This window comes from Pseudomonas sp. S2_B10 (assembly GCF_054668425.1).
Window position 1 is genome coordinate 87403 of the sequence record NZ_CP162768.1, and the last position, 12684, is coordinate 100086.

Here is a 12684-nt window from a genome sequence, read left to right on the forward strand (position 1 = left end):
GCGCTAAATACCACTGTCGCTTCCATTCCTACCTTAACCAATCGACAGGACATCACCATGAACAAAGTCTTCGCAACCCTCGCCCTTACCGCCGCCATGTTCGGCGCCACCGCTGCGTTCGCCGCGCCGGTCAAACCCACCGTGGTACTGGTGCACGGCGCCTTTGCCGATTCGAGCAGCTGGAACGGCGTGGTCAAGATTCTCGAGAAGGATGGCTATCCGGTGATCGCCGCTGCCAACCCGCTGCGCTCGGTCAAGGGTGATGCGCAATCGGTGGCGGATGTGCTGGCCAGCGTGAAAACTCCGGTGGTACTGGTCGGCCACTCCTACGGTGGCCCGGTAATCAGTGAAGCCGCTTACGGCAATGCCAATGTCAAAGCGCTGGTGTACGTCGCAGCTTTTGCACCGGAAAAGGGTGAAACCGCCGCTGAGCTGTCCGGGCGTTTCCCTGGCAGCACCCTTGGCCCGACCCTGTCGGCCCCGGTTGAGCTGGCCGATGGTGGCAAGGATTTGTACATCCAGCAGGACAAATTCCACGATCAGTTCGCTGCCGATGTGTCTCAGGCAGATGCGAAGTTGATGGCCGCCACGCAGCGCCCGGTGACCGTCGCCGCGCTCAACGAAGCCGCCACCGAGCCTGCATGGAAAACCGTGCCGTCGTACTTCGTCTACGGTGACCAGGACAAGAACATCCCGGCGCAAGCCTTGGCGTTCATGGCCGAGCGCGCGCACTCCAAGCAGACCGTCGTGGTCAAAGGCGCTTCGCACGTGGTGATGGTGTCCAACCCGAAAGCCGTTGCCAGCCTGATCGAAACGGCTGCGGCCGGGAAGTGATCCAGCGTTGAGTTGAACCTTGAAGCCTTAGCCGTGAACCCTGTTCACGGCTTTCAGCGCTGGGTGGTGTTGCAGCCGCTCGCTGAGGAAATCGACAAACGTGCGCACCTTCGCCGGTACGCGCGGATGTTTCAGATAGACCAGTTGCACCGGTAACGCCGGCGGCTCAAAGGCCTCCAGCACCAATTCCAGTTCACCGGCCGCGACCTGGCTGGCGACTTGATAGGACAGCACCCGGGTAATGCCCCAACCGGAGCTGGCGATGTTGATCGCCGCCTGATTCGCGGTGACCACCAGACGCGGCTCGAAGCGAAAACTCAACGGGCCATCGGCATGGGCGAATTGCCAATCGCTGAGCAAATGACTGGCGGACGACATGACGATATTGGCGCGGCTCAGCTCGTTCGGATGTTGCGGTCGGCCATAGCGGGCGAAGTAATCGGGGGTGCCGCAGATCACCTGACGGACCTCGCCGACCTTGATTGCATGCTGATTGTTCTCGTGCAAATGGCCGATGCGCACGGCGACATCGATACCCTCTTCCGCCATATTCACCACGCGATCAACCAGCAAAGCCTTCAGATGCACCGAAGGAAACGCATCGACGTATTGCGCCAGCAACGGCGCGATGAACAACTCGCCAAACAATACCGACGCGGTCACGCTCAAGTGCCCGCACGGCACCCGATAACTGCCGGCAGCGGCCTCTTCGGCTTCGTCGACGTCGCACAGAATTCTTCGGCAATCGTCCAGATAACGATGCCCGGCTTCGGTCAGGTGCAGGCTGCGCGTGGTGCGCGACAACAGACGCGTGCCGATGCGTTGTTCCAGCGCAGCAATGGCGCGGGTGACGCTGGGGGGCGAGGTGTTCAAACGCCGGGCCGCCGCCGCAAAGCCGCCCTCCTCGGCCACGGCCAGGAACATGCGCATTTCCTGAAAACGATCCATAGACGGGAACCTGTAAAAAACCTCGAAAACACAGTGAAATCATGTGGGAGCGAGCCTGCTCGCGAAAGCTTTCCGTCAGTCAACATCACCGTTGCATGACACACCGCTTTCGCGAGCAGGCTCGCTCCCACAGGGTTTGGTGTACAGAGTTAAATTTGGGCAATGCTTCAACTCCCGCCAGTACGCCCGCACATTCGGATATTCCTCCAGCGAGACAGTGTCTTCCAATGCATGGATGGGACAGCTGACGCCAAACCCGTGGGAGCGAGCCTGCTCGCGAAGGCATTCTGTCAGTCAACATCACCGTTGAATGACCCACCGCTATCGCGGGCAAGCCCGCTCCCACAAGGTTTTTTGGCGTGCGCTGATATCAAGCGCTTTGCAGGCCCACCGCTGTGCGCTGCATGCCGACGAATTTCGGCAGCGCCTCGACCCGTTCCAGCCACGCCCGCACATTCGGGTAATCCTCCAGCGAGACATTGCCTTCCGGTGCGTGGGCGACGTAAGTGTAGGCGGCCACATCGGCAACGGTTGCCTTGTCGCCGGCAAGGAATGCGCTGTTGGCCAACTCGTCTTCCATCACCTGCAACAACGCATGGGAACGCTTGATCGCATCAGCTGCGTCGTAACCGGCGCCGAACACCGTGATCAAGCGCGCCGTGGCCGGGCCGGAGCTGATCTGCCCGGCAGCTACCGATAACCAGCGTTGCACCTTGGCTTGTTCGACCGGATCGCTCGGCAGCCACTGGCCGTTGCCGTATTTGCTCGCCAGATAAACAAGAATGCCGTTGGAATCAGCGAGCACCGTACCGTTGTCGTCAATCACCGGCACTTGGCCGAAACGGTTGAGGGCGAGGAATTCAGGGGTTTTGTGTGCGCCCTTCATCAGGTCGACGAACACCAGTTCGGTCGGAACATCCAGCAGGGACAGCATCAACTCGACGCGATGCGAGTGGCCGGACAACGGATGACGATACAGTTTGACGGCTGACTGAGACATGACGTGCTCCTGGATTTTTTGAGGTCGACCCGCTGATCGTGTCGATGGGCTCATCCTGCTCCCCTGCCGCAAATCGCGGAATCCTCAGCAAATACAATCGAGCATTTCAGCCAGTGAAATAATCATCCTCGTCCTTAGGCGCGCGTAGGGATCATTTCACCGCGTGAAACAGTGGATTGCAGTTTCTGGCCATTCCCTCGCAACCGGCCGAGGGCGAACATGAGCCCACTTGAGCTTCAGCCCCTGGCGGCTCACCGGCCCGTTTGCACCCGAGGAGAATCGAAATGGACACAGCGTCGAAACCGCAGCCCTCGCCCTGGCATGAAGGTGAGCTGACCCTGCAACGTGCCGTCGGCGCGGTGGAAATGATGGTTGGTGTCGGCCAGCGGCAACTGGCCCGCGACTGGATGCCGGATCAGCACCGCGAGTTCTACGCGCAACTGCCCTTCGTCGTGCTCGGCGCCGTTGATGGCCAGGGCGACCCGTGGGCGACGCTGCGCACCGGTCAACCGGGCTTCATGGATTCGCCGTCGCCACAGGTGCTGAAGATCAAACTCGACGCCCAGCCTAACGATCCGGCGAATCAAGGCCTGCAGCCCGGCGACGCGATCGGCATGCTCGGCATCGAGCTGCACACCCGTCGGCGCAATCGCATGAACGGCAACATCAGCCGCCGCGCTGACAACAGCCTCGAGATCGGCGTGACCCAGGCTTACGGCAACTGCCCGCGCTACATCAATCTGCGCCATTACGCGTTCGTCGACGAAACCACCGACACCGCGCTCGACCTGCCTGTCAGCGAACCCTTGGTGCGCGACATGATCACCGCCGCCGATTCGTTCTACGTGGCCACTTACGTGGTGCGCGACGGTGAGCGGCAAGTCGATGTGTCCCATCGCGGCGGCAAATCCGGTTTCGTCCATATGGACGAGGACGGCACCCTGACCATCCCGGATTTCTCCGGCAATCTGTTCTTCAACACCTTGGGCAACATCCTGCTCAACCCGCGCGCCGGGCTGACCTTCATCGATTTTGAAAGCGGCGATCTGTTGCAGATGACCGGCAGCGCAGAAGTGCTGCTCGACGATCCGCAAATCGCCGCGTTCCAGGGCGCCGAGCGTCTGTGGCGCTTCAAGCCGCAGCGCATCGTTTACCGTCAGGCCGCATTGCCACTACGCTGGGCCGAGCAGCCGCAAGGCGATTCGCCCAATTCGCAAATGACCGGCAGCTGGGAGCAGACCCGCGAGCGTTTGCAGGCCGAGGCGCTGCGCAATCAATGGCGCGCGCTGCACGTCACGCGGGTGGTCGATGAGAGTCCGCAGATCCGTTCGTTTTACCTGCAAGCCAACGACGGCTTCGGCCTGCCGCGCTTCGAACCGGGCCAGCACTTGCCGATCAAGGTCTTGCTCGACGGCCAGGATGCCGCGTCGATCCGCACCTACAGCGTGTCCAGCGCGCCGTCGGACGAGTTTCTGCGTATCAGCGTCAAACGCGATGGCTCGGTATCCTCGCATCTGCATGATCGGGTCCAGGCACTGGATTTGATCGAAGCCCGCGCGCCGCAAGGCGATTTCACCGTTGACGCCACCGAACGCCGGCCACTGGTGCTATTGGCCGCCGGGGTTGGGGTGACGCCGTTGCTGTCGATGCTGCGCGAGGTGGTCTATCAGGGCAAACGCATCAGCCGCATGCGCCCGACCTGGGTCGTGCAAAGCAGTCGCACCGTCGAGGATCTGGCCTTTCGCGAAGAAATCGACGCCTTGGCTGCACGCGCCGGTGACAAGGTCAAGGTGCTGCGCGTGGTCAGCCAGCCGCCGCTGGAAGCAACAGCGCAGGGTTACGATCATGCCGGGCGCATCGACATCGCCTTGCTGAAGAGCCTGCTGCCGCTGGATGACTACGATTTCTACCTGTGCGGCCCGGGCAGTTTTACCCAGGCGCTGTACGACGGCCTGCGCAAAATGCGCATCCCGGACGATCGCATCCACGCCGAAACCTTCGGCCCGTCGACGCTGATCCGCGATGTCGAAATCAGCACCCCGGCGCCGCCGCAAGTGCCGGTCGCGGAAGAGCCGGTCAAGGTGCTGTTTGCCACGTCCGGCAAGGAAGCACGCTGGGAACCGGGCAGCGGCACCTTGCTGGAACTGGCCGAGGCGCGTGGCTTGAATCCTGAGTTCAGCTGTCGCGGCGGCTCGTGCGGCACCTGCAAAACCCGCCTTACCAGCGGCCAGGTGCATTACCTCACCCCGCCGGCCATGCGTCTGGCGGATGACGAAGTGCTGATCTGCTGCGCCGCCCCGGCGCAGGGCAGCGACACCCTGGTGCTGGATGTTTGAATGTTGAGGAGGTGTGCCATGAAGCCGTTTGCCGAAACCAGCGTCGTTTGGCCGCAAGAGAAAACCGGACTGTCCGCCAGCGAATGCGAACGCAGCTTTTTGCTGCCGCAATTGATGGGTTCACTCGCCGGTGAAACCTGCGCGTTGACGGGCTCATTCAATCAACGTGAGCATCTGCCTTCGAGCCCGAACGGCTGGTTTTCCCGTGGGCTCAAGGCGTTGTTTGCTTAGGCTTTGCTCACCGCCGCCACTCTGCCCGCCGGCCCATGCTGGCGGCTGCTGATCAATCCGACGAAGGAAATCAGCAGCGCCAAGCCAATGGTCGAAGTCACTTCCAGGCGATGTTCAGGGGTGATCATCATCACTGCCAAAGCCGCGCAGATGAAGGCGATGACCAGCCAGGTGAGCCAGGGAAACAGCCACATGCGCAGGGTCATTTCGACCTTTTCCCGTTCCAGTCGGCGGCGCATGCGCAACTGCGAAATGGCGATCACCAGATACACCAGCAAGGCAATCGCGCCGGAGCTGGCGAGCAGGAACTGGAACAGCCCGGCCGGCATGAAATAGCTGAGCAAGGTAACGCCTGCGCCGATCACCGTGCTGGCGATCACCGCCGCGCGTGGCACGCCCGCCCCCGAAGTCACCTTCAATGCCGGCGGCGCATCGCCGCGTCGGCCCAAGGAATAGAGCATGCGCGAGGAAATGTAGATCGAGGAGTTCATGCAACTGGCCACCGCGATCAACACCACAACGTCGACGAGAAATTTGGCGTTGGGGATGTTCATCAGTTCCAGTGCGCGCTGGTAGGAGCCGACCGAGGCTAGTTGCGGGTCATTCCACGGCACCACGGAAATCACCACGAAGATCGACAGCAGATAGAAAATGCCGATACGCCAGATCACCGAACGCGTGGCCTTGGCGATGTTCTGCGCCGGATTGTTCGATTCCGCAGCGGCAATGGTCACCGCTTCGGTGCCGATGAAACTGAACATGATGGTGATGAACGCGCCGACCACCGCCGACATGCCGTTCGGCGCAAAGCCGCCGTGCTCGGCCATCAGCGTGCTCAAGCCACTGGCTTCGCGCTCGGGAATCCAGCCCATCAGCACCGCAAAACCCAGGCCGATGAAACCGATGATTGCGATGACCTTGGCCATGGCGAACCAGAATTCGAACTCGCCGTATTTCGACACGCTGAACAGGTTGGTGATCACCAGCAGGACGATCGACAGCAAGGCGAACAACCAGGCATCGACCTGGGGAAACCACTGATTGAGCACGTGACCGGCGGCCAGTGCTTCGATGGGAATCACCAGCACCCAGAACCACCAGTAGAGCCAGCCAATGGTGAAGCCGGCCCAGCGGCCAATGGCTTGATCGGCGTAGGTGGAAAACGAGCCGGTGTCGGGGTGCGCCACGGCCATTTCGCCGAGCATGCGCATCACCAGCACGACCAGCAGACCGGAGAACAGATAAGCGAGCAGCACCGCAGGTCCTGCGGCGGCGATGGCGTGGCCTGAGCCAACGAAAAGTCCTGCGCCGATGATGCCGGCAATGGAAAGCATGGTGACGTGACGCGGTTTGAAACCTTGCGCCAACTGACCGTTGGAGTCCTTGGGGTTCAGGCTAGTCATGGGTTCTTATTGTTCTCATGATCGACGTTTGGGCCACTGACTGAGCGTCAGGCGATCATCACTTCCGGTGTCGGCATCAGGCGAAAGCTGCGACGCAGACGCTTTGCCGACGAAATGATGCTTCACCTTACGTGGCCCGACCGCCGCGCAACTAGCCTGAGTGCGGCATGCCGATGTCTGATTTCGACATGCCACTCTCAGGCCACTATGAGTCGGCGGCAACCGCTGCGGCGAGTTACAGCGTGTAGGAAATCCCTACCTGCACGGTTCGCGGCGCGCCCGGGTAGGCGTAAACGTTGCCGAAGGCGCCTTCTTCGTAGTCGCGGTCGAAGATGTTTTTCACATCGAGGTTGAGCCGCACTTTGTCGTTCACCTTGTAGAAGCTCAGCAGGTCGACCACGGTGTAACTGCCCATGGAAAACGCGGTGTTGGCGGTCTGCCCGGCGCGCTCGTCGACGTATTTCAGTCCGGTGCCAAGGCCAAGACCTTTGAGCGCGCCGTCCTGGAACTCGTACATGTTGAGCAGGCTGAAGCTGTTCTTCGGGATGTTCAGCAGGCGCGTGCCGGAGCGCAGCGTGTTGTCCTTGGTCACCTCGGCGTCAACGTAAGCGTAACCGCCGACCACTCGCCACTCCGGGGTGAGGTTGCCGGTGACATTGACGTCGAAACCACGGCTACGCACTTCACCGGCGGCGACGCTGAAAGTCGAATCCACCGGGTCGGTGGTCAGCACGTTGCGCTTTTCGATCTGGTAGATCGCCGCGTCGACGCTCAACTGCTGATCCAGCGCTTCCCACTTCACGCCCATCTCGTAGGACTTGCCTTTCTCCGGGGCGAAACCGCCGCCTTCGCGGCTGGCGCCGGTGTTGGGCTTGAACGAGCGCGCGGTGTTGGCGTACACCGCCAGGGTTTCGGTCAAATCGTAGGTCACGCCGATACGCGGGGTGACGGCATTGTCGCTGGCCTGCCAGCTCTTGCCACCCGGCACGTAGGTTTCGTAATCGTGCTCGAAGCGCTCGAAACGCGCGCCGGCCAGCACTTTCAGTTTGTCGGTAAGGGCTACCTGATCCTGCACGAATGCCGCGTAGGTCTTGAGGTTCTCTTTGTCGTGGGTCGGCGTGCGGGTCAGCGCCGGGCGTGGCTGGCCGTAAACCGGATTGAAGATGTCGATCGGGTAGGCACTGACCGCGCCGCTGGAGCGCTGGATGATCGACTTGTAATCGTAATCTTCATACTCGATGCCGGTGAGCAAGGTGTGCTGCAGACCGCCAGTATCAAAATGCCCGGTGAGGTTGAGCTGGGTGTCCTTGTCGGTCCATTCCAGCTTGCGGTAGTTGAAGTTGCGCCCCAGCGTGCGGCCGTCAGCGGCAATGCCGTTGGCCTCGATCGCGTTGCCCTTGAGGGAGCCGTCGAGCCACTGGAAACCACCGCCGAGGGTCCAGTCATCGTTGAGCATGTGCTCGAAACGCAACTGCGCCATGTTGTTGTCGTTGTGCAGCTTGCCGACGTCCTTCTCGCCAAAGAAGGTATCGCGCGAGGCGGTGCCGATCTGCGCCGGGTAGCGCGTGACGCCACGATCGAGCGGCGCGTTGTTGCGCATGAAGTCGCCTTCGAAAATCAGCTTGGTCGCATCGGTGGCCTGCCAGGTCAGCACCGGCGTGATGCCGTAGCGCTCGTTCTCGACATGATCGCGGAAGGTGTCACCGCCCTCGCCCACCACATTCAAGCGATAGGCCAGACGCCCTTCTTCGTCGAGTGGCCCGGAAGCGTCGAGGGTGCCGCGCTTCATGCCTTGGTCGTTCAACTGGCTGCCTAACGTAACGGTGCGCTCGGGCAACGGCTGTTTCGACACCACGTTGAAGGTACCGCCTGGGTCGCCACGGCCATAGAGCATGGTCGCCGGACCGCGCAGCACTTCCAGACGCTCGATGGTGTTGGCGTCTGGCATGTTCGGGTAGCCACGGTTGATCGGGAAACCGTTGCGGTAGAACTCGCCCGTGGTGAAGCCGCGCACGGTGAACGTAGTCAGGCCCTGCCCACCGAAATTGTTCGCGCGCCCGACGCCGCCGGCGTAATCCAGCGCATCCTGCAAACGCGTGGCGCCGAGGTCTTCGACGGCATCCTTGGTCACCACGCTGATTGACTGCGGGGTTTCATGAATCGAAGTGTCGGTGCGCGTGGCGCTGGCCGAACGCGTCGCGCGATAGCCTTGCACCGGACCGTCTGCCCTTTCGTAATCCGCTGTGCCGACCACGTCGGTGGCTTCCAGCTCAAGCGTTGAAGAAGTCGGTTCGGCTGACTCAGCCCACGAGGAAGAAGACAACGCCTGCAGCACACAAATGGAAAGCAGAGTTCGACGCATGAGGTAAAAACCTTTACGAATAGGCCAGAACGAAGGGCAAAACCGCCAGTGAAAACGTCGCGCATGGTATACGGTCGCATTAGTAATTGAAACGTATTCCTATTTGTCATGTTGATCAGGATTGGTGAGCGAGATTCATCATTCCATCCTGAAACCGCGCATTATCAGTGGCGCGTCGATGGCCTAGGCTCGTAGAGATCCGACGTCAACCGATGGCTGCGCCGCGCTACGTGTGCGTCGCCAGCCTGTCTGGAAGGAATTTGCAGATGAAATTCGACACCCCGGCCGGCTCCAATCCGATCGACCAGCTGAAGGTGATCGGCCAACCTGCCGACCGCATCGACGGCAAGCTGAAAACCACCGGCACCGCCCCCTATGCCTACGAGCAAAACGCAGCGGTGCCGGACGCCGCCTATGGCTATATCGTCGGCGCCGGGATCGGCAAGGGGCGCATTGCCTCGATCAATTCGACGCAAGCGCGGGAAGCGTCCGGGGTGATTGCCATCGTCACTTACGAAAACGCCGGGGCATTGGCCAAAGGCGAGTTTTACGTAGCCAGGGCCTTGGCCGGGCCGCAGGTCGATCACTATCACCAGGCCGTGGCGATTGTCGTCGCAGACACTTTTGAACAGGCGCGCGCGGCCGCCGGCTTGCTCGACATCCGCTACGTGGCCGAGCCAGGTTCATTCGATCTGGCGGCTGCGAAAGACTCCGCAACCCCACCGCCACCGGCCGGTTTCGGCCCGCCGCCGCAGACCAGCGTCGGTGACTTCGAAGGCGCCTTCAACGCTGCGCCAGTGCAAATCGATCAGCACTACAGCACGCCTGACCAGGCCCACGCGATGATGGAACCGCACGCAACCATTGCCCGCTGGAGTGGCACGCAATTGACCTTGTGGACATCGATCCAACAGATCAACTGGGGCGTGCGCGATCTGGCGAAAACCCTCGGCATCGCCAAGGAAGATGTGCGCCTGATCTCGCCGTATATCGGCGGCGGTTTCGGCGGTAAGGGCACGATTCTTTGCGACGCAGTGTTGGCATCCCTGGCGGCTCGACATGCCGGGCGACCGGTGAAAGTCGCGCTGCCGCGGCCGCTGATGTTCAACAACCTGACCCATCGTCCGGCGACGATTCAGCGCCTGCGCATCGGTGCCAACCGTGACGGCGTGATCACCGCGATCGGCCACGAGAGCTGGTCGGGCAATCTGCGCGGCGGACGCGCCGAAGCGGCCACCGCGTCAACCCGATTGCTTTACGCCGGGGCCAATCGCATGACCCGTCTGAATCTCGCCGTGCTCGATCTCGCCGAGGGTTCGGCGATGCGCGCGCCGGGCGAGGCACCGGGGATGATGGCGCTGGAAATCGCCATGGATGAACTGGCCGAAAAGCTGCAGATGGATCCGCTGCAACTGCGCATCCTCAACGACTCGCAGGTCGATCCGGAGCAACCGGCGCGGCCGTTCTCCAAACGGCAGTTGGTGGAATGCCTGAACACTGGCGCCGAACGCTTTGGCTGGCGTCAGCGCAACCCTCAACCCGCTCAGCGCCGTGAGGGCGGTTGGCTGATCGGCATCGGGCTGGCCTCGGCGATTCGCGGCGCACCGACCACCGCTTCGGCGGCACGCGTGCGTCTCGATCGTCAAGGCGTCATCACCGTGGAAACCGACATGACCGACATCGGCACCGGCAGTTACACCATCATCGCCCAGACCGCCGCCGAAATGATGGGCGTGCCGCTGGACCGTGTCGTGGTGCACTTGGGCGATTCGCGGTTTCCGGAATCGTCGGGCTCCGGCGGCCAGTGGGGAGCCGCCTCCTCCACTGCCGGCGTGTATGCCGCGTGCATGAAACTGCGTGAAGCCGCTGCTCGCGCCGTCGGTTTTGACCCGCAGCAAACCGAGTTTGTCGATGCACAGATTCGCGCAGGCTCGCAGCAGGTTGCCTTGGCTCAGGCCGCAGCCAGTGGCGAGCTGACGGGCGAGGACCGCATGGAATACGGCGATCTGGCCGAGCGTTTTGCCCAGCAGACTTTCGGCGCGCATTTCGCCGAAGTCGCGGTCAATGCGGCGACCGGCGAAATTCGCCTGCGCCGGCAACTGGCCGTGTGCGCCGCCGGGCGCATCCTCAACCCGAAAACCGCGCGCAGCCAGATCATCGGCGGCATGACCATGGGCGCTGGTGCGGCATTGATGGAAGAGCTGGCGGTGGACCATCGAATCGGCTTTTTCGTCAATCACGATCTGGCCGGATACGAGGTGCCGGTGCACGCCGACATTCCCCATCAGGAAGTAATCTTTCTCGATGAAGTCGATCCGTATGCAACCCCGTTGAAAGCCAAAGGCGTTGGCGAGCTGGGTATCAGCGGCGCGGCGGCGGCCATCGCCAACGCGATCTATAACGCGTGTGGCGTACGGGTGCGCGATTATCCGATTACGCTGGATAAACTCATCGGCGAGTTGTCCTACCCGGTCTGAGACTCGATCGCGCAGGATATCGCCCATGTACCCCACCACCCCCGATGGCCGCTATTTTGTGGTCAAGCAACAGCTGTGGCGTTGCAGCAACCCATCGTTGCCAGCCGCCGAACGTGAGACGTTTGTAGCCGAACTCATGTCCGCGCGGCGTGCGGTCAAAGAGGCGAAGCGTGCGGAGGATGCACAGGCGTTGAAGTCGGCGAGAGCTCGCGTCAACGACGCCAAAGTCGCGCTGGGTGAACGCGGGCCGGTGTGGTGGGATGACGGCAGCCCGGATTACAACCGTTTCAAGGTGAGCAATACGCCGTATGCGCAGTGGTTTGCCCAACTGCTTGAAGAGGACAGCAGTTCTGCCTGAGTTTTGAATGATCTCCAATCTCACCAATCAACACAGATCTCCTGTGGGAGCGAGCCTGCTCGCGAATGCATTGGGTCAGTTAAAAAAGATGTTGGATGTGCCGCCGCCATCGCGAGCAGGCTTGCTCCCACAGGGATCTGCGGCGAGGCTCAGACTTGCAACAACTGCCGGGTCATCGCCATCGAAGTTTCCAGCGACTGTCCGGTGCGCTGCAGTTTGTTCAGCAGACTCGCGCCGAGCCAGAGCTGATACAGCGTCTCAGCCAACTTCCGCGCATCGCCCTCGGGCAGGCTTTTGTCATTTTGGCCTTGTTCGATGCATTCGGTGATCCGCGCGACGATGCGTTCGGCGCCGTCGCGCAAGGTCAGGCGCATTGATTCGGAGAGGTCGGCGACTTCGGCGCTGAGTTTCACCACCAGGCATTCATCGCCGTGGCCTTCGAGGGTGCAGCGGTTCTGCCAGCCTTGCCAGTAATCCATCAAACGTTCGAACGCAGTCAGCCCAGGCAATGTCAGGCGGCGCTCCATGTCGGCGAGGTAGTCGACGAAGTAATCCTCGAGCAGCGCCTGGCCATACAACTCCTTGGATTTGAAGTAGTGATAGAACGAGCCCTTGGGCACGCCAGCGGTCTGCAGGATCTCATTGAGGCCGACGCTGGTGAAGCCCTTCTCGGCCATCATCCGGTGGCCGGTGTCGAGCAAGTGTTGGCGGGTGTCGTCAAAGGTCGGCTTCATG

General features: G+C 61.6%; 10 protein-coding genes. 5 read left to right on the plus strand and 5 right to left on the minus strand.

The window, feature by feature from the left end; translation table 11 throughout:
• Positions 1 to 57: 57 nt before the first annotated feature.
• The gene (locus tag AB4O45_RS00425) at positions 58 to 834 is read left to right on the plus strand and encodes an alpha/beta fold hydrolase (RefSeq protein WP_243243178.1); all 777 of its coding nucleotides are present in this window, start codon (positions 58 to 60) and stop codon (positions 832 to 834) included.
• Between the two features lie 27 nt (positions 835 to 861).
• On the opposite strand, the gene AB4O45_RS00430 is transcribed toward AB4O45_RS00425, so the two are convergent.
• The gene (locus AB4O45_RS00430; RefSeq protein WP_041480329.1) at positions 862 to 1782 is read right to left on the minus strand and encodes a LysR family transcriptional regulator; all 921 of its coding nucleotides are present in this window, start codon (positions 1780 to 1782) and stop codon (positions 862 to 864) included.
• A 370-nt stretch (positions 1783 to 2152) separates the two neighbouring features.
• The gene (locus AB4O45_RS00435) at positions 2153 to 2782 is read right to left on the minus strand and encodes a glutathione S-transferase family protein (protein WP_256809834.1); all 630 of its coding nucleotides are present in this window, start codon (positions 2780 to 2782) and stop codon (positions 2153 to 2155) included.
• A gap of 284 nt (positions 2783 to 3066) precedes the next feature.
• Between AB4O45_RS00435 and AB4O45_RS00440 the strand changes: the two genes are divergently transcribed.
• Entirely contained in the window at positions 3067 to 5118 is a 2052-nt protein-coding gene (locus tag AB4O45_RS00440; protein ID WP_252878220.1) for a 2Fe-2S iron-sulfur cluster-binding protein, read from the plus strand.
• Positions 5119 to 5136: 18 nt separating this feature from the next.
• Positions 5137 to 5349: a hypothetical protein gene (locus AB4O45_RS00445; RefSeq protein ID WP_041480326.1), complete on the plus strand. Its 213-nt coding sequence runs from the start codon at positions 5137 to 5139 to the stop codon at positions 5347 to 5349.
• Here AB4O45_RS00445 and gabP read toward each other — a convergent pair.
• Positions 5346 to 6752 carry a GABA permease gene (gene gabP / locus AB4O45_RS00450; RefSeq protein ID WP_095180054.1) on the minus strand — a complete coding sequence of 469 codons (1407 nt, stop codon included), beginning with the start codon at positions 6750 to 6752 and terminating at the stop codon, positions 5346 to 5348. The genes AB4O45_RS00445 and gabP overlap by 4 nt on opposite strands.
• A gap of 235 nt (positions 6753 to 6987) precedes the next feature.
• Positions 6988 to 9114, minus strand: coding sequence for a TonB-dependent siderophore receptor (locus tag AB4O45_RS00455; protein WP_460160912.1), 2127 nt, complete (start codon positions 9112 to 9114; stop codon positions 6988 to 6990).
• Positions 9115 to 9380: 266 nt separating this feature from the next.
• Here AB4O45_RS00455 and paoC point away from each other — a divergent pair, with 266 nt between their 5' ends.
• Positions 9381 to 11591 carry an aldehyde oxidoreductase molybdenum-binding subunit PaoC gene (gene paoC / locus AB4O45_RS00460; RefSeq protein ID WP_460160913.1) on the plus strand — a complete coding sequence of 737 codons (2211 nt, stop codon included), beginning with the start codon at positions 9381 to 9383 and terminating at the stop codon, positions 11589 to 11591.
• A 25-nt stretch (positions 11592 to 11616) separates the two neighbouring features.
• A complete protein-coding gene (locus AB4O45_RS00465; protein ID WP_460160914.1) occupies positions 11617 to 11949 on the plus strand; it encodes a hypothetical protein in 333 nt (110 codons plus the stop codon).
• A gap of 149 nt (positions 11950 to 12098) precedes the next feature.
• On the opposite strand, the gene AB4O45_RS00470 is transcribed toward AB4O45_RS00465, so the two are convergent.
• A complete protein-coding gene (locus AB4O45_RS00470) occupies positions 12099 to 12683 on the minus strand; it encodes a TetR/AcrR family transcriptional regulator (RefSeq protein ID WP_256809839.1) in 585 nt (194 codons plus the stop codon).
• Position 12684 lies beyond the last annotated feature (1 nt).

Excerpts from the sequence above, each read along its gene's own strand:
- AB4O45_RS00430 (WP_041480329.1), bottom strand. The coding sequence starts at position 1,782 with ATGGATCGTTTTCAGGAAATGCGCATGTTCCTGGCCGTGGCCGAGGAG.
- AB4O45_RS00440 (WP_252878220.1), top strand. The coding sequence starts at position 3,067 with ATGGACACAGCGTCGAAACCGCAGCCCTCGCCCTGGCATGAAGGTGAG.
- paoC (WP_460160913.1), top strand. The coding sequence starts at position 9,381 with ATGAAATTCGACACCCCGGCCGGCTCCAATCCGATCGACCAGCTGAAG.
- AB4O45_RS00455 (WP_460160912.1), bottom strand. The coding sequence starts at position 9,114 with ATGCGTCGAACTCTGCTTTCCATTTGTGTGCTGCAGGCGTTGTCTTCT.
- AB4O45_RS00470 (WP_256809839.1), bottom strand. The coding sequence starts at position 12,683 with ATGAAGCCGACCTTTGACGACACCCGCCAACACTTGCTCGACACCGGC.
- AB4O45_RS00425 (WP_243243178.1), top strand. The coding sequence starts at position 58 with ATGAACAAAGTCTTCGCAACCCTCGCCCTTACCGCCGCCATGTTCGGC.
- AB4O45_RS00435 (WP_256809834.1), bottom strand. The coding sequence starts at position 2,782 with ATGTCTCAGTCAGCCGTCAAACTGTATCGTCATCCGTTGTCCGGCCAC.
- AB4O45_RS00465 (WP_460160914.1), top strand. The coding sequence starts at position 11,617 with ATGTACCCCACCACCCCCGATGGCCGCTATTTTGTGGTCAAGCAACAG.
- AB4O45_RS00445 (WP_041480326.1), top strand. The coding sequence starts at position 5,137 with ATGAAGCCGTTTGCCGAAACCAGCGTCGTTTGGCCGCAAGAGAAAACC.
- gabP (WP_095180054.1), bottom strand. The coding sequence starts at position 6,752 with ATGACTAGCCTGAACCCCAAGGACTCCAACGGTCAGTTGGCGCAAGGT.